Origin of the sequence: Fluviicola taffensis DSM 16823, from assembly GCF_943372375.1 — a bacterium.
Classification (GTDB): Bacteria; Bacteroidota; Bacteroidia; order Flavobacteriales_D; family Crocinitomicaceae; genus Fluviicola; species Fluviicola taffensis_A.
Genome location: NZ_CALRYJ010000010.1, coordinates 37,711 through 53,485, shown reverse-complemented (window position 1 = coordinate 53,485; position 15,775 = coordinate 37,711). Strand labels below are relative to the sequence as shown.

Sequence of the window (15,775 nt, the reverse complement as noted above, 5' to 3'; positions counted from 1 at the left end):
GCCTATTTTTTTAATTCATACAAATAAGTTACCTGTTGATCGTCAATTTCCCTAACATAGTTATCCATTTTCAATTTATAAGCAGGAACGCTTTGTTGGATTAATTTGAATCCCAGTTTTTGGATATTTTCTCTTCGGGGATAGGTATCCAAGAAAAGGCGGGTGGTAACAAATAAGTTAACTGTATCTTTTTTTATTCTAGAGGAATCAAGTTCTTCAAACTTATTGATGTAATTGAAACTGACATTTTTGTCTAAATAAAAGTTTTCCCCCCTAAACCATGGGGCATAAGGATTGGAATAGGGCATAGTGATCAGGTTAACGGGTCTTCCTTGATAATTCTGATGAATAAAATGGGTAATTCCATTTCGACCCAATCCGGCTGAAGTACTAGCGAGAATGGGTAATCCAATTATACTTGTAGTCAGTATTCCTAAAGTGGTTAAATAAATTAATGCCAGAGCAACCTTCTTGGGAATATAGTCGATAAGTAATTGGAAGAACTGAACAAAAAATAGAGGAAAGAAAAATACAATGGGGAATAAAAAACGTTCCTCTTTGTGTCCAATAAATGTATGAATCAAAATAAAACTTAAAATCATCCAGATAAAAGGTGATCTTCCTTTGAATATCAAAGTCGAAGTAAGACTTAAAAAGAGAAGTGTTCCAATAAGTTTGGTCGGGAGGTGAAACATCCGATTGAGATAGTAATCCCATGGGAGCTCTCCAAAATTTATAGTGGGATCAGGATGTAAGAAAGTTTGGAGATATTTCCACGGAGTGAAAACCCATTCGGAATAAAACCAGCGATCGATAAATATTCCAACTAGTAGTGCGATCAGAAAACCGCCGATGATTGATAAACTTGTTTTTAGTTTTTGTGTTCCGAAGATTAGTTGATGAATTCCGAAACCGATAAGCGCAAAAGCAATTTGAAACCTGAATAGGAAACTAATTCCAAAAAAGAATCCTGTTATAATAAGAGTTCTTGGGGTTTTGTTTTGTGAGCAAAAACATCCCATAGCAAAAATCAGAAAAATGGCCGACCAAGTTTCAGATGAGAAGCGCACTCCTAAATAAGGAACGTACCAGATGAGCAACAAAAATCCAAGGTACAAATACTTCAACAAATTATTGTTCTGCGGATTTTTTTTGGATTGGATCAAATGATTGGTATTTCGATAAAAGAAAACCAAGGCAAAAATGAGAGTCAAACCGGTGACTTCCCGCAAAAGAAAAGAAAGCGTATAGGAATCGGTTATTCCGAATAATTTGAAGATGGAAATAAGTCCGTGTGCAATAGAGGGTTGGATTGATGATCTGATTTGCGTGTGATATTCCCAAACCACATCATTTGGAGTGTTCCATCCAGCTTTTATACCGATGAATTCAAGAATTTGAAAATGCTCATCCGCATGAAAAAAACCCACACTATAATAAGCTGTAGTGGTAAAGACAGCAACGGAAAGAAAAATTAAAATTGATTGTATTGATAATTTCATCAAAGTATGCTAGTTGATTTAGTCCCTTCATAAATTTATGAAGGGACTAAATTCATTATTTTGACCATTCTTTCAATGAATCATTGAACATCTTGGTATAGTTATCGTATTTTGTTTTTTCAGACAAAGCCAATCCTTTTTTCGCAGATTCGATAGCTCCTTTTTTGTCACCCAATTCTGCCTGGATCAATGATTTTGTACGTAAGATCCAAAATGCATCCGGACTCATGTCAGCAGCTTTTGTAGCCCACTCCAATGCTTTCTTCAGATCTTTTTTGCTTTCGTAGTAATAACTTGCAGCACCGAAGTAGTCATTCGCAGAAGGTCCAGCCAATGTTTTGTTGATGTTTGCCATCACTTTTGCATCCGTTGGAACTCCGAAAGGAAAAGCAACAGCTGTCTGGTCCCATTTCAAGGTCAACGTAGCTCCGTTTACGGACTCTAATCCATCGATTGAAATGGTGAATGTTTCAACTGCATCTTTCAACATCATTGGTTTTGAAGATACCTTCAAAGCTACTTTCTTGTCATCCCATTTTTCCGGAGTTCCCCAGTTATCCGTATCTGTGTAAAAGATCAAATCCCAGGAATCTTTTGTTGGTTTTGTGAAAAGGGCATAAGTTCCCGGTTTCAAGGAGTCTTTCCCGAAAATCAATACATCGGAATTGGTGAACTTCGTGTTTTCGTTAGCACCTGTTCTCCAAACTTCTCCAAATGGAACAACATCTCCGAAAATCACACGGTTTTTCTTGCTTGGTCGGGAGTATTGAATAGTCAAATCCGTAAGACCGACTGTTTGTTCCAATTTACTTGCCGGACTTGGTTGTGGAGCTAACTGCGCATTAGACAAAGTGCTAAAGCCAATTGCTAAAATGACTGTTGTGAATAATTGTTTCATGAGATTCAATTTTAATTGTTAGACAAAAAAAAGTTGGGATTAACCCAACAATTTCTCTAAAGCGGAAGCCAAATTTTCGTCGGCATTTCCAAATTTGTTCATATAATCCGTGTGCGATCTCTTGATTACTTCGAATGCTTCTTCTTTTCCATAAACATGAGTGATCTCAACGTTTTTAGCACCTCCGTCCAAATCTTTGTAAGTCAGGAAGAAATGACGCACGCGGTCGATGACCATTTTCGGCATTTCCGAAATATCTTCAATTGATCCGTAAGCCTGATCACCTTTCAAAACTGCAATAATCTTGTCGTCAGCTTCTCCACCATCCAACATGCGAAAACCTCCGATCACCTTAGCATCACAAATGATATTTCCATTGTTGAATGAACGTTCGGAAAGCACACAAATGTCTAATGGATCACCATCACCAACGATATCTGTTCTGCCTGTTTTTTCATTTGAGAAAGCAGCTACTTCTTTGTCACAATAAGTTTGTGGAACAAATCCATACAAACAAGGCATGTGATTTGATAACTTCTGCGGTCTGTCCACCATAATATAACCGGATGGTTTGTGGATTTCATATTTGATAGAATCCGCCGGAATGATTTCGATAAAGGCATTGACGATTGCCGGTTGTTTTTCACCGATTTCAATTCCATGCCAAGGATGCGAAGTAAAACGCTTACTCATTGCATCAATAACTGCTTTAATTTCTGCTTTCATAGGGTGCAAATATAAGAAAAAGCGTAGCTTTTGAAGACTAAATTATGACAAACGTCAGTGCGAAAATAATTTAGGAAAAGCGTAGCTTTTGATAACTGAATCCGCCGCGGCGGATAGTGCAGTTCAACAAAGGGGATTTATTTTAATAAAATACTCTTTTGAAGGCCAAAATAGGATCAGCCAAGGCTTACTAGTGCTAAAATGATTTGAGAACAGATGATTACTAAAAGACCAAAGAAATTAGACAAGACTTAAGACCGTTTTCGTCTTTAGTCTTCTGTCTTTGGTTTCAAGTCTCTTGAATTATCAGAACTTTGAAAGACCCTCACATCCCTTTGCGGATAAGGAATCGTGATCTTGTAATGTCTGAAAAGGCGGTCAATCTCGAAACGGATTTCGGATTTGTAGATATTGATGTCCCAACTTTGATCTGCCCAAAAAATGATTTCCATCTGAAGTCCGTTTTCTCCGAAATCGTTTAATCGAACATCGACACCCTTTGTCTTGTGCACCTTCGGATGGCTCAAAACCGCTTGTTTCAATAATTCACGGACCAGATGAGTATCACTACCATAAGCAACTGTTACCGGAAGACGAAAACGGGAAAGAGTACTTCCATGGCTCCAGTTTTCAACGTATTCCTGTGTGAGTTTCGCATTCGGAACAATGAGGATATTTCCGTCCCGTGTTTCAATTTGAGTAGTTCGCACATTGATCCGGATAATCTTTGCTACCATTGAGTCGGATGATTTTCCGTCATTGAATTCCACCACATCTCCCACACGGATACTTCCTTCAAAGAGCAACACAAAGCCGGAGAACATGTCTTTGAAAACGTCCTGTAACCCCAATCCCAAACCAACCAACAATGCTGCAGAACCACCCAGGAATAATTTTGCATCCACATCGAGTGCAAAGAGAATGAAAACGAATGCGATTACATTGATGATGTATTTGGCAACCTGCGTAAAAACATATTCCGTGCCGATTTCAGTTGTTTTCTGCTTTTTAAACCTGCGTTGAATAAATAATCGAACCACATTCAAAACTACACGAGCTCCAAAAATGATCAGGATGACCAAAATCACATTTTCAAAGCTAACCCTGATCTTGGAGGTGTCAATAAAGTGATAATCCAAAAATTCACGGAAGGTGACTCCATCGTTATTGATGTTGAAGCTTTTAACGGAAATATAGGCAGCGAGTGCAAAACCACTTTGGCTCAACAGACGCAGCAAAATTGCTTTTCGTCCTTCCAAATGAATATTTGCGGAAGAGAGGTATCGTTTAACTGACCGATGAATGATTTTTTTGACAACGTAAGCTAAAAAGAAAGAAACCAGAATGATCAGGATGTTCAAATAAGAAACCGCTATCAGGCCAAGCTTAAATCGTTCTTCCAACATATCTTAATGAATAATGGTTTGGTTCAACTTTCCTGCAATGGACATTTTAACCCGTTCCAAAACAATTTGTTCGGACAATAAGTCCTGAAATTGTTCTTCGGTAATATTTTCTGCCAACTCGCCCAACTCTTTTTGAATTTGTTCGATACGCTGCATCACCCGCAGTTTTTTGAAGGCATAAATACTGTTCATAACCGAGGTTTTTAGTTTGTCTATTTCCCGGTTCGTATCTACGCTGTATTTCAAAAGCCATTGAGGGCTCAATTCGTATTGTTCTGTTTCGATTTCAGTAATCAATTGAACAATTTCAGGATTTTCATGTCGCAGCCAAAACGAAATTTTAAAAAGTGTTTTGGAGGCCAATCCGTCCACAATTTGCTGATAAATATCTTGAAAAATCGGGAATTGAAAAGTTAGCTCATCCTTTGCCAATTCATGATTGATCAATTCCGCTACACTGACTTCAACAGTATGAGCCAATCCGTGTTCATCAATGTGGTCTGTTGTAATTGCAAAAATCCCGTATTTTACCAAAACACGCATCAATTCATATTCTTCACTGGCATAAGGGTGTTTGACCACCTGTGCAGTTGTAGATTGAGGTGTTGGAGTGGTAAATGTATCTGTCAATGAAGGATTGGAAGCTATCTGTGGTTCATCCAGATCCTTGGCAATATTGTTCTTTCGGAGCTTGTTGAGTTCATTGATCACAACACTTTCATCAAATCCGAAAACGCGCGCTATTTCAGTCGTAAAGACAGAACGCGTAATCTGATCCGGAATCAATGAAATGGAATGCACGACATCACGGATGATCTGTGCTTTCTGCAATGGGTCGTTATTCCCTTCAGCAAGAAGCATCGAGGTCTTGAAACTTACAAAATCCTGTGTGTTGGCTTTGATGAAATCCATCAACTCCGTTGTGCTCACTTTTTTCGAGTAGGAATCCGGGTCATCGCCGTCCGGGAAAAGAACCACTTTTACGTTCATTCCCTCCTCCAAAATCAAATCGATTCCACGGAAAGAGGCTTTGATTCCTGCCGCATCTCCATCATAGAGAATGGTGATGTTTTGGGTGTAGCGCTTGATTAGTCGGATCTGTTCCTTGGTAAGTGAAGTTCCGGAAGAAGCTACCGAGTTTGCCACTCCTGCCTGGTGCATGGAAATGACATCGGTGTAACCTTCACAGAGAAAACAATTGTCGTATTTGATGATATCTCCTTTTGCAAAGTACAATCCATACAAAATCTCACTTTTGTTGTAAATGATACTTTCCGGAGAGTTGAAGTACTTGGCTACTTTCTTGTCAGTGATCAAAGTTCGTCCTCCAAATCCCAAAACACGACCTGAAATGGAATGGATCGGGAACATCACACGACCCCGGAAGAAATCAAAGCTGCGTTCTTCTTTTGTTCTGGTTAATCCGACGGATTCCAGGTATTCTTTTTTATATCCCTTCTTTAAAGCAGCTTTGGTGAAATCATCTCCCGAGTTCAAACAATAACCCAGCTGGAATTTCTTGATGATATCTGCCCGGAACCCACGTTCTTCAAAGTAGGAGAGACCAATGTTCTGACCTTCATTGTTTTCATGCATGTTGTGCATGAAGTGTTCCTTTGCGAATTCATTGATGATATACAGACTTTCCCGTTCGGTAATGGCAGCCATTTCCTCGGCAGTTTGCGGTTTATCTTCAGGAACCTGGATGCCGTACTTGTCTGCAAGCCATTTTAAAGCTTCCGGGTAAGAAAAGTGTTCTTTTTCCATGAGGAAACTGACCACCGTTCCACCTTTTCCGGAAGAAAAGCACTTGAAAATCTGTTTTGCCGGAGAAACCATGAAAGAAGGCGATTTCTCATCCACAAATGGACTCAATCCTTTCAGGTTCGATCCCGATTTTTTTAAGTTCACAAATTCCCCGATCACCTCCTCAATGCGAGATGTTTGCATAATTTCATCAATGATATGCGGGGGAATGCGAGACATATTTCTTATTGAACGATTTCTTTGTTTCCGTAATCTTTTTCTGAAGCAAGGCTTCCGTCTTCTTTGTAGAATTTCCAAAGTCCGGCCTCTACATCCATATTGAATTCACCGGTATAGCGCATAGTACCATTCGGGTAACGAACAAAGATAAATCCGTGTTTCTTTCCGTTCACATATTCTGTCATGGAAAGTTCGTTTCCTCGTTCATCGTAAAAGAACCAACGACCATTTCTTAAGCTGTTATCGTCTTGTGGTCCTTTGAATTTAACTGCTTTTCTACCGGGATAATACTCCGTATAGATACCATTCTTTATTTCTACCAGGTTGTCAGTAGTTTCTTTTTCAGGAGCTTTCTTCTCTTCTCCACAACTAGTGATTGTAAGGGAAACGAATGCAATAAAAATAAGACCGATTAAATGCTTCATGTTTGTTTTAATATTAATTCAAAGATACTTAAAAGTTGCCGAATGACAGCTATCAGTGACAACGAGGAAATGAATTGATTGGTTGAAAAATGCAGTGTTATTTAGGTGAATGTTTAAATTTGTAGCAAATCAATTCGGATGCTGACACTCATACCTATTTATCTCTTTGGAAAATCTTATTATGAATTGGCGAAACTCCATAATCGAAGTGCTTGGGGATATGCTTTTTTAGGGGCTTTTATCTTTTTGGGAGCCCAATTTGTGCTGGGATTTCTCTTTGGACTTTTAATTCTGACCACGAATATTGATCTGGACATTCCTGACTTTGCATTATCCCTTATTGCAATTGTTTTTGGTGCAGCTTGTACTTATGGGATTGAAAACTTATTGAAAAGAAAATGGGAGCGGCAGCCAAAAGCGGATTCGATAGAATCTGATTTGTTGGACCAATAAGGGGGGATTTAAAAGAAAAAAGCAATCGGGATCCGTTCAATTATTTATCCCGGGTAACGGTGTATTCCACCAAACCGATCAAAGCTCTTTTTGATTCCGAATCGGGAATATCTGTCAATAGGGAAAGGGCCTCTGTCTTTAATTCGATCATCCGGTTTCGGGCATATTCAATTCCACCGGCTTCAATCACTAATTGAATAGCACGATGAACGTACTTTTTCTCTTCGTTGTGGTTTTTAACGATGTTCATTAATTCCTTGCGGACAGATTTATCGCTATGTTGCAAAGCATAAATCAATGGTAAGGTCATTTTGCGTTCACGGATGTCATTTCCGGTTGGTTTTCCAATATTCCCGGGAGCTCCGTAATCGAAGATATCGTCCTTCACCTGAAATGCGAGTCCAACCAATTCACCGAATTTACGCATCCGGTCGGCCATGTCTTCCCGGTCAACGGATGCCGCCGCTGATTCACAAACTGTTGCGATCAAACTGGCTGTTTTCTGACGGATCACATCAAAGTAAACCTCTTCTGTAATATCCAGTTTTCGGGCTTTTTCAATTTGAAGCAATTCCCCTTCACTCATTTCACGAACAGCTCTTGCTACAATTTGAAGCGCACGGACATTGTCGTTCTCAAGGGAATGAAGCAATACGCGGGAAAGCATATAATCGCCAACCAAGACGGCAATTTTATTTTTCCATAGGGCATTTACGGAAAAGAATCCACGTCGCTCATTGGCATCATCCACTACATCGTCGTGAACCAAGGTTGCCGTGTGCAACAATTCAACCAGGGAAGCACTTTGATATGTTTTTTCATTGATTTCACCGAGCATTTTTGCGGTCAAAAACAAGAACATCGGGCGCATCTGCTTTCCTTTTCTTCGAATGATGTAATGCGTGATTTTGTCCAGTAAAGGGACTTTGGATTTCATGCTCTCATGGAAACGAACCTCGAAAAGTTTCATCTCGGTTTCTATGGGCGCTAAAATCTCCTGAACTGTCATGAATACAAATGTACTTTAATTCAAAAATCAAAATGCAAAAATCAAAAATTAATTGGAAAAGGAGTCAAGAGATAAGGCTGGGTGAGGCAAGACCGGAGATTGATTTGTCAATTATAATGGGTCTTGACTCTTGTCTCTATAAGTCTTGACTCTAAATTGCTTTCAAAACCCGTTTATCAATCATCTTGTTTTTGTTGGCTAGTTGACCACAAGCTGCATCCATGTCTTTTCCGTAACACACGTTCATAGGAATATTCCAAAATGAAAGAATTCAAATCTGAAGTGAACTTCTTTATTGCTTAACCACCTTATAATGACTGTTATTTATACTTATAAAGTAAGTTCCTGAATTCAATTCGGAGAGGTTAATTTCATCATTGTTAACTATCCCTTCCAACAGAACTTTACCGCTAACATCTAAAACTTGATACGGATTATTGTTTATTCCCGGTTCTTTAAAATAGATAGTCGATTCGGTAGGATTTGGATAGATAGTTGGGTTTGAAAGGACGTTGGGATTAACCGAAAGATCCGTTTGTGCTGTTACAACCCAGAAATCGTTCTGACCATTGGTTGCACATGTTTTATCGTTATCGATTCCACCACTGGATAGACCAAAAAACACCAGTTCACCATTATTATTTTTGATCATATCCATGATGGCATCATTTCCGGTTGATCCAATGGTGTTTTCGTAGATTACATTCCAATTTTCGTCTAATGAAACAAACCAGAAATCATTCCACCCGAGGCTATTTTCAGATTTATAGACATTGGCATCGGAATAGGTATTCATCAATAGAAGTATATTACCATTATTTAATTGATGCGTTTTGGTAATATTTTCGTCATAATTTGAACCGATTGTTTTGTCACGAACAACATTGAAATTTGAGTTCAGTTCAACCAACCAAGCATCATTACTACCGTAACCATTTTCTGATTTCATTCCGCCGGCAGAAGATGAACTTGCAAATGTGAGCAGAAAGTTTCCGTTGTTTAAATGTATGAAAGACACCGCATAATCAATGTCATTTCCACCAACAACATATTGATTGATTAAATTTAGAGAAGTATCTATTTTAATAATCCAAGCATCATCTTCTCCCAGATTTGCAACGGTTTTGTTACCGGAAATTCCCGAATTTGAAGATCCTGCAAGTAACAATTCGTTGCTCCCAGTTCGCAGTATCAATCCATCATAATCAAAGCTATCTCCGCCAAATTCGGCCTGTGCCAGAATATTTCCGGAAGGGTTTAATTTTAATAACCAAATATCAATAGCTCCATTTGAAGCAATGGATTTATTTCCGGAAACTCCTGATGCAGAACTTCCGGAAACAATCAAATTCCCCCCGTTTAGTTCATATACATCTGAGGAATTTTCCAGGGCACTTCCGCCATAAGTTTTGTCCCATAAAATGGTTCCGGAATTAGTCATACGCACGATCCAATAATCGTTGGCACCATAACATACAGACTGTTTGTTTCCATTATTGGGAGATTCGGAGAATCCTAAAAACAGCAAATCACCATTACTCAATTCTTTTACAGTATTCGCATAATCGTCCAGAGAACCTCCTAAGGTTTTTTGCCACAACTCATTATAACTTGCGTCTAGGCAAACAATCCACCAATCACTTTGTCCAAAGGCTCCTTCTGTTTTTGTACCGCTTACTGGAGAATCGGAAGTGCCGAACATCACGTAATTTCCATTTGATAAACGAATTGTTCTTGTCAAGTTATCATTTCCGGAACCGCCTAACGAATATTGCAGATTTAGGTTGAGGTCTTGTGCAAAAGAATTTAAGCAGAGGAAAAAGAATGTGGAGTATAAAAAGTGTTTCATGGAGTTTTGTTATGAGGCTAATTTACCAAATTAAATTAAATAATAAAAGGAATGAGGCTCTCGCTTCATTCCTTTCTTTATAGATCGGGTTATTTGATAGTTGTTTCAGTAAAAATTGATCCATCCGGACAAATGAACTTATTAAATAGCAATCCAGTTGGTATGTCGGTCGGAACGTTTACTCTTATGGTGTAAGGGTCTCTTCCAGTTGTTTTCTGAAGATCTAAGGTTTCTTCATACAGTTTATTTCCTTGAGAGTCAAAAAGCTGGTAGATTACTTTTCCTGAGAATCCTGTTTCCACTTCCATTGAATATTGATTTCCCTTTATCGGAACAGGAAAGAAATTAACATCCATTAAATCTTTCAATTCCGATACGATAGGTAAAGTTTCCTTCACTTCAAACATAAGCGGGAAATAATCTCCATTGTTTAAAACCATTCCTAATTTATAGATTCCAGGTTTCAGTGTTCCCTTGTTGTAATAAATACCATTCGTTTGGTTGAATGCCCAAACTGTTTCGAATCCCGTAAGTGGATCTATGCGCAATCTTGGATCATTTCCTGTTGCAACTCCTGGTGTATTTCCATCCACATCGTAAACGAACTCAACCCAAGAAACTGCTTCTTCCCACCAATGAGGAGAAGTTCCACCGGAATAAACCCCAAAACAATCTTGGATTCCCTGGAAATAAGTTCCTGGACTAAACTCATTGCTTGTAGGGGATATGAGATTCGTGTTGTTGATTGGTAGACAATCCGTATTGCTGGCAGAAACATCTGTACCTTGCATTGCAAATCCGTTTCCAAGGCATTTTAATTCTTCAGAACATAAGTATTCACTGCTGTTGTTAACCAAGTTGATGTAAGCTGCTAAATCAAATTGACTGACAATGGAAACATCTACGTTAGTTTTTACCGAACCAAGTGCGGGTCGATATTGACTTAGATTTTTAGCAATCATTCTATATTCCCCACTTATCCATTGATTGGAAGGGTTCATAACAGCAACTCCTGAAGGTAAATCTTGTGTGTGAAGAATCGGTGATACTAAAAGAGGATTGGAATTATTAGATCCAGAAATATATCCTTGATATTGCGAAGGTGTTAACCCATAATTCAACATAAAGTGATTTGAAATTGTAGTAGAATTTGCGCCAACGAAAGCATAAAATGGTATAAAAACAGATCCTTGCTGGTATCTTGATGCTGGACTCATAAAAACAGAACCTCCACCTGTACCATTTGGATTCTGTGGGGTACATATTTCATTGATAGACAAGTCATAGGCGTAGGCATAACCTTGAGTTTGACCATCACATGCAACTCCCGCTCTTCTGATATAGGTATCCGGAGTACCGTTAAAAGCACTGAAAGTTCCGGTAGAGACCAGTTGGTCAAACGTGTGTTTCGTTCCGTTGGATTCGGAGCCGGAAACCGAGAAGTAAATATCTCGTGTTATGTCACCACCAATACCATCGGGCATACCTACATAATCTTTACCACAAATTCGTTCTGATTTTAGAGGAGCATAGACTACAGCAGTGTTCTGGATTTTTTTCTCAAAGAAGTCAATCTGCCAACAATCGATGTTGTGATTTGCATCATTTAGAATAATATACCCATGGGTGTTTTTTGGAATTGCTTTAACAGCACTCTGAGCAATGAGTTTGGGTGCAATACCCAAAACCAATGCCGTGAAAATAATTTTTTTCATGTTTAATTTAGATGTTTCCGCATAAGCGAAAAGGTTAATAAAATAGTTGACTTCGAAGTGAAACAAAACTAGATGTTCATTTTCTAAAAAGAAAATTTTTGTCCTGCGGAAATTACTTAATGAACAGAATTAGTTAATTTTTAACAATTAAGTTCTATCAAACCCATCGAGATTGCATGGGTAATAATACCAACGGAGGATTTAACCCCGAATCGTTTCATTAATCTTCTTTTATGACTTTCTACTGTTTTAGGCTCAAGATTCAATAAAACAGCAATTTCTTTGGCACTTTTCTCTTCCAACATCAGAGAAATAATTTCGAGCTCACGTTTAGTGATGGTGCTATTGTTAAACATATAGGTGATTGATTTTTGTGGTTAAATAAGATACCTTCTTACAGAAAAAATGGTTAATAATTCAATGCGGTTATTTACTTGCAGTGAATTCTAATTTAAGTATCAGTTTTATTTGATGTATCAATCTTTAGTTTTTTTAACATAAGAACAGGTGGGTTCCAAATCAAAGAAGAAGCTCCTGAAAGAATAATTGGTTGGAAAATTTAATTTCCAACCTTAGTAATATGTTATTTTATTGAGTGTTTAAACGACTTTCAAAACCCGTTTATCAATCATCTTGTTTTTATTTGCCAATTGACCGCAAGCTGCATCGATATCTTTTCCACGGCTTCTGCGTACATTGACGATCAGGTTGCATTTTTCCTCCAGGAATCGGGCAAAGTCATCGACTTTTTGACGGTCAGCCTGACGGTATTCTCCATCGTCTATAGGATTGTATTCGATGATGTTGATTTTACATGGAACGATTTTGGCGAAATCCGCCAGTTCCCGTGCATCTTCCAATCCGTCATTGAAGTCCTTGAAAATAATGTATTCAAATGTGATGCGTGAATTGGTTTTTTCATGGAAATACAACAAGGCCTCGGAAAGAGCTTCCAGATTGTTTGTATCATTGATATCCATGATCTTGGATCGCTTCACATCGTTTGCTGCGTGAAGGGAAAGGGCCAAGTTGAATTTCACTTGATCATCTCCCAATTTTTTGATCATTTTGGCAATACCTGCGGTTGAAACGGTAATTCGTTTCGGAGACATTCCCAAACCATTTTCATCGGTAAGGATCTCCGTGCTGCGAACTACATTCTTGTAATTCAACAAAGGTTCTCCCATTCCCATGTAAACAATATTGGAAAGGTTGGTATTGTATTTATCCGTTGCAAGGTTCTTCAGATAAACCACCTGGTCCACGATTTCTCCGGCACTCAGGTTGCGCATCATTTTCAATCGACCGGTAGCGCAAAATGCACAGGACAAGCTGCAACCTACCTGAGAAGAAATACAAGCTGTCATGCGATTTGTTGTAGGAATAAGCACACCTTCAATCACCTGACTTTGTCCTTCAATTCCGAAAGCACATTTGATTGTCTTATCGACTGAAACCTGTTGGTCTTCAACTGTAATTCCATCGAAGTAAAAAGCTTCCTGCAATTTTTCCTGCAAACTTTTCCCGATGTTCGCCATGGCATTGAAATCATGGACATTTTTCTTCCAAATCCAATCATAAACCTGTTTGGCACGAAATGCAGGTTCCCCGAATGCAACGATAGCTGCCTTCAGTTCTTCCAGGTTTAAATTTCTGATATTGATCAATTTGGATGACATGTTTACTTCAATGAGGGTACAAAGTTACGGTACTTTTGCCGTACTATCCTAGAAAAACCGAGAACTTACAATTTTTTATAATCTTCGTAAAGCGTGTTCAGGAAGTAGGAACAGTTCAATTCCTCTTTTTTGAAAACCTTTTGATCACCAAAGGTATTATCGCCAACAATTTTCTGTTCCATGTAATACGTGAAGTTCCCTTTGTTCGTTCCCCACCCGTAGCCACGAATAATTGCATGGAATGCGAATTGTGGGACTTTCGGATTCATCAGGTCTTTACTGTATGGATAGCGTGCAGGTTTTCCTTTCATCTGGTAAATCAGGGTAGCCGCGATGTCTGCTTGAGAGCCGACTACATCCATGCGCTTTCCACGATAAGATTTCTTGATGGGTTCTCCGTAAAACAACAAGGGTACATGATAGAATTTTCCTCTTCCCGGATCGACCATTCCCGGAGAAGCGTGACCGTGATCGGCAACAAAGACAAACAGGGTGTTTTTGTACCAAGGATATTTTTTACACTTGTTAATGAACTCGCCCAGGCAATTGTCTCCATAGACCAAGGAATTCATGAAATCGGCTTCTTCGCCTGTAAAGTGCTTGCCTTTTCCTTTGGGTTGATCGTAAGGTGCATGCGTACTTCCCGTAAAAGCACATTGGAAAAAGGGTTTCTTGTTGGTATTGATTTCCTGAATCAGGAATTTGTATAGATCCCGATCGTAAAAATTTAATTTTCCTCGCGGCAGGTCGGATGGGAAGTCGGATTCGTCTTTTACCACATCAAACCCATGATCCATAAAGTATCCGCCGATGTTTCCATATTTCAAATCTCCGCTAAAGATGTATGAGCTGTGATAACCCCAAGCTTCCATGTCCTCGTTCAGGCAATGCAATTTCCGGTGTTTTTCCGGTTGCATGGAAATGGAGACTTCCGGCAAGGTGTAATGACCACTGAAAATACTAGAGTTTCCAATTTCGGAAGTGGTTCCAGTTGCATAAATATTAGTGAAAAGGACCCCATTTTTTGTCAATTTGTCAAAGTTCGGTGTAGCACCTTTGTTCGGTCCCAGACTGCCTATTGCTTCAGCCGACCATCCTTCCAAAACGATGAAAACCACATTTGGTCGGTTGTTTTCCAGGAAATAATTCGAATGCTCTTTGGGGTAGCTGTACCATTGTTCAACCGTTTCGCGAGCTAGTTTCTTATCCACTTTCGGGATGAAGGCATCGATTTCAGAACGATTATACAACAAGTAACTCTTTCCGAAGAAATAGAGCGAGTTGATAGAAATATCATTCACCACTGCTTTGTTTGAATAACTGGCAGCATTGATGTTTAAGGGAACGGGCTGAAAACCGCCTCTAAGTGATAAGAAGAAGAAAAAGATAGCAATCGCGTAAGTCACAGGTAAAGCAATCCATTCAAACCAATGTCTGACACTTGCTTTCTCAACGGCTTTCTTCTTGAAAAATTTCCGGAAAATAATTACGTAGACGACCAATTGGATCAAGGCGTATAAAATGTACCAGAAGATCATGGAGTAATTTGCCGTTCGGGCAACTTCATCCGGATGGGATAAATGCATGAAAACACGCGAAGTCAACTTGTGATTCCATTCTCCATAAGCCACAATTTCACCTGCCTGAACCAGCACCAGGAATACGATGGAAGACACCAATGTAATTCGGAATAAACGACCCCACCATTTCCAATTACTGTAATACTGGATCAGTCGGAACAGGAATGGAATTGCTGAAAGCCCCGCTGCGGTTGCGAGATCCAGACGAAATGAATAAAGGAATGTCAATAGCCATTCGCCAAAACCGGCTTCTTTGAGTTTTCCGAAATGATGGATTGAAAACAGGATCCGATGAATGTCAAAACAAACAATCCAGAATAGAAGAAGTTTAAGTACATCACGAAATGGACGAAGCATGCGATTTTAAATAGGATACAAATTTAGAGTATATTTCTTACGAACGTGATTTTCATCTTCTTTTTTAGTGTGCCAAAAGTCGTTGCTTCTTTGCTGTCATTTCACTTTTTACATTTTCAATTAATTCGGTATCGTATCCTATGTATAGTGGTGGATTGAAATGTAATTGGTAAAAGTGTCAGTTTCTCTG

General features: G+C 38.9%; 13 protein-coding genes. 1 reads left to right on the top strand and 12 read right to left on the bottom strand.

Annotated elements, in window-relative coordinates; translation table 11 throughout:
• Positions 1–2: 2 nt before the first annotated feature.
• The 6 genes from AAG807_RS14095 to AAG807_RS14070 form a co-directional block, all read right to left on the bottom strand.
• On the bottom strand, positions 3–1,502 hold the full coding sequence (locus tag AAG807_RS14095) for a hypothetical protein (RefSeq protein WP_341905167.1): 1,500 nt from the start codon (positions 1,500–1,502) through the stop codon (positions 3–5).
• A gap of 55 nt (positions 1,503–1,557) precedes the next feature.
• The gene (locus AAG807_RS14090; RefSeq protein ID WP_341905165.1) at positions 1,558–2,400 is read right to left on the bottom strand and encodes a DUF2911 domain-containing protein; all 843 of its coding nucleotides are present in this window, start codon (positions 2,398–2,400) and stop codon (positions 1,558–1,560) included.
• A gap of 39 nt (positions 2,401–2,439) precedes the next feature.
• Positions 2,440–3,093, bottom strand: a complete 654-nt coding sequence (locus AAG807_RS14085) for an inorganic pyrophosphatase (protein ID WP_300356191.1) — start codon at positions 3,091–3,093, stop codon at positions 2,440–2,442.
• 302 nt (positions 3,094–3,395) lie between these two features.
• Positions 3,396–4,532, bottom strand: a complete 1,137-nt coding sequence (locus AAG807_RS14080) for a mechanosensitive ion channel domain-containing protein (RefSeq protein WP_341905163.1) — start codon at positions 4,530–4,532, stop codon at positions 3,396–3,398.
• A 3-nt stretch (positions 4,533–4,535) separates the two neighbouring features.
• A complete protein-coding gene (gene dnaG, locus AAG807_RS14075) occupies positions 4,536–6,518 on the bottom strand; it encodes a DNA primase (RefSeq protein ID WP_341905161.1) in 1,983 nt (660 codons plus the stop codon).
• A 5-nt stretch (positions 6,519–6,523) separates the two neighbouring features.
• Complete coding sequence (locus tag AAG807_RS14070) at positions 6,524–6,943, bottom strand: hypothetical protein (protein ID WP_341905159.1); 420 nt, start codon at positions 6,941–6,943, stop codon at positions 6,524–6,526.
• Between the two features lie 138 nt (positions 6,944–7,081).
• Here AAG807_RS14070 and AAG807_RS14065 point away from each other — a divergent pair, with 138 nt between their 5' ends.
• On the top strand, positions 7,082–7,396 hold the full coding sequence (locus AAG807_RS14065; RefSeq protein WP_341905155.1) for a hypothetical protein: 315 nt from the start codon (positions 7,082–7,084) through the stop codon (positions 7,394–7,396).
• Positions 7,397–7,436: 40 nt separating this feature from the next.
• Here AAG807_RS14065 and AAG807_RS14060 read toward each other — a convergent pair whose 3' ends face one another.
• The 6 genes from AAG807_RS14060 to AAG807_RS14035 form a co-directional block, all read right to left on the bottom strand.
• Positions 7,437–8,405 carry a polyprenyl synthetase family protein gene (locus AAG807_RS14060; protein WP_341905153.1) on the bottom strand — a complete coding sequence of 323 codons (969 nt, stop codon included), beginning with the start codon at positions 8,403–8,405 and terminating at the stop codon, positions 7,437–7,439.
• 292 nt (positions 8,406–8,697) lie between these two features.
• A complete protein-coding gene (locus tag AAG807_RS14055; protein WP_341905151.1) occupies positions 8,698–10,254 on the bottom strand; it encodes a T9SS type A sorting domain-containing protein in 1,557 nt (518 codons plus the stop codon).
• Positions 10,255–10,343: 89 nt separating this feature from the next.
• Entirely contained in the window at positions 10,344–11,969 is a 1,626-nt protein-coding gene (locus tag AAG807_RS14050; RefSeq protein WP_341905147.1) for a hypothetical protein, read from the bottom strand.
• A gap of 140 nt (positions 11,970–12,109) precedes the next feature.
• Entirely contained in the window at positions 12,110–12,325 is a 216-nt protein-coding gene (locus AAG807_RS14045) for a LuxR C-terminal-related transcriptional regulator (protein WP_341905145.1), read from the bottom strand.
• A 243-nt stretch (positions 12,326–12,568) separates the two neighbouring features.
• Positions 12,569–13,648 carry a 23S rRNA (adenine(2503)-C(2))-methyltransferase RlmN gene (gene rlmN / locus AAG807_RS14040; RefSeq protein ID WP_341905143.1) on the bottom strand — a complete coding sequence of 360 codons (1,080 nt, stop codon included), beginning with the start codon at positions 13,646–13,648 and terminating at the stop codon, positions 12,569–12,571.
• Positions 13,649–13,713: 65 nt separating this feature from the next.
• Positions 13,714–15,585: a sulfatase-like hydrolase/transferase gene (locus AAG807_RS14035; protein ID WP_341905141.1), complete on the bottom strand. Its 1,872-nt coding sequence runs from the start codon at positions 15,583–15,585 to the stop codon at positions 13,714–13,716.
• Positions 15,586–15,775: the final 190 nt, after the last annotated feature.

What these genes read in the sequence shown, in the direction of transcription:
- AAG807_RS14095 (WP_341905167.1), bottom strand. Translation starts at nt 1,502, where the DNA reads ATGAAATTATCAATACAATCAATTTTAATTTTTCTTTCCGTTGCTGTC.
- AAG807_RS14090 (WP_341905165.1), bottom strand. Translation starts at nt 2,400, where the DNA reads ATGAAACAATTATTCACAACAGTCATTTTAGCAATTGGCTTTAGCACT.
- AAG807_RS14085 (WP_300356191.1), bottom strand. Translation starts at nt 3,093, where the DNA reads ATGAGTAAGCGTTTTACTTCGCATCCTTGGCATGGAATTGAAATCGGT.
- AAG807_RS14080 (WP_341905163.1), bottom strand. Translation starts at nt 4,532, where the DNA reads ATGTTGGAAGAACGATTTAAGCTTGGCCTGATAGCGGTTTCTTATTTG.
- dnaG (WP_341905161.1), bottom strand. Translation starts at nt 6,518, where the DNA reads ATGTCTCGCATTCCCCCGCATATCATTGATGAAATTATGCAAACATCT.
- AAG807_RS14070 (WP_341905159.1), bottom strand. Translation starts at nt 6,943, where the DNA reads ATGAAGCATTTAATCGGTCTTATTTTTATTGCATTCGTTTCCCTTACA.
- AAG807_RS14065 (WP_341905155.1), top strand. Translation starts at nt 7,082, where the DNA reads ATGCTGACACTCATACCTATTTATCTCTTTGGAAAATCTTATTATGAA.
- AAG807_RS14060 (WP_341905153.1), bottom strand. Translation starts at nt 8,405, where the DNA reads ATGACAGTTCAGGAGATTTTAGCGCCCATAGAAACCGAGATGAAACTT.
- AAG807_RS14055 (WP_341905151.1), bottom strand. Translation starts at nt 10,254, where the DNA reads ATGAAACACTTTTTATACTCCACATTCTTTTTCCTCTGCTTAAATTCT.
- AAG807_RS14050 (WP_341905147.1), bottom strand. Translation starts at nt 11,969, where the DNA reads ATGAAAAAAATTATTTTCACGGCATTGGTTTTGGGTATTGCACCCAAA.
- AAG807_RS14045 (WP_341905145.1), bottom strand. Translation starts at nt 12,325, where the DNA reads ATGTTTAACAATAGCACCATCACTAAACGTGAGCTCGAAATTATTTCT.
- rlmN (WP_341905143.1), bottom strand. Translation starts at nt 13,648, where the DNA reads ATGTCATCCAAATTGATCAATATCAGAAATTTAAACCTGGAAGAACTG.
- AAG807_RS14035 (WP_341905141.1), bottom strand. Translation starts at nt 15,585, where the DNA reads ATGCTTCGTCCATTTCGTGATGTACTTAAACTTCTTCTATTCTGGATT.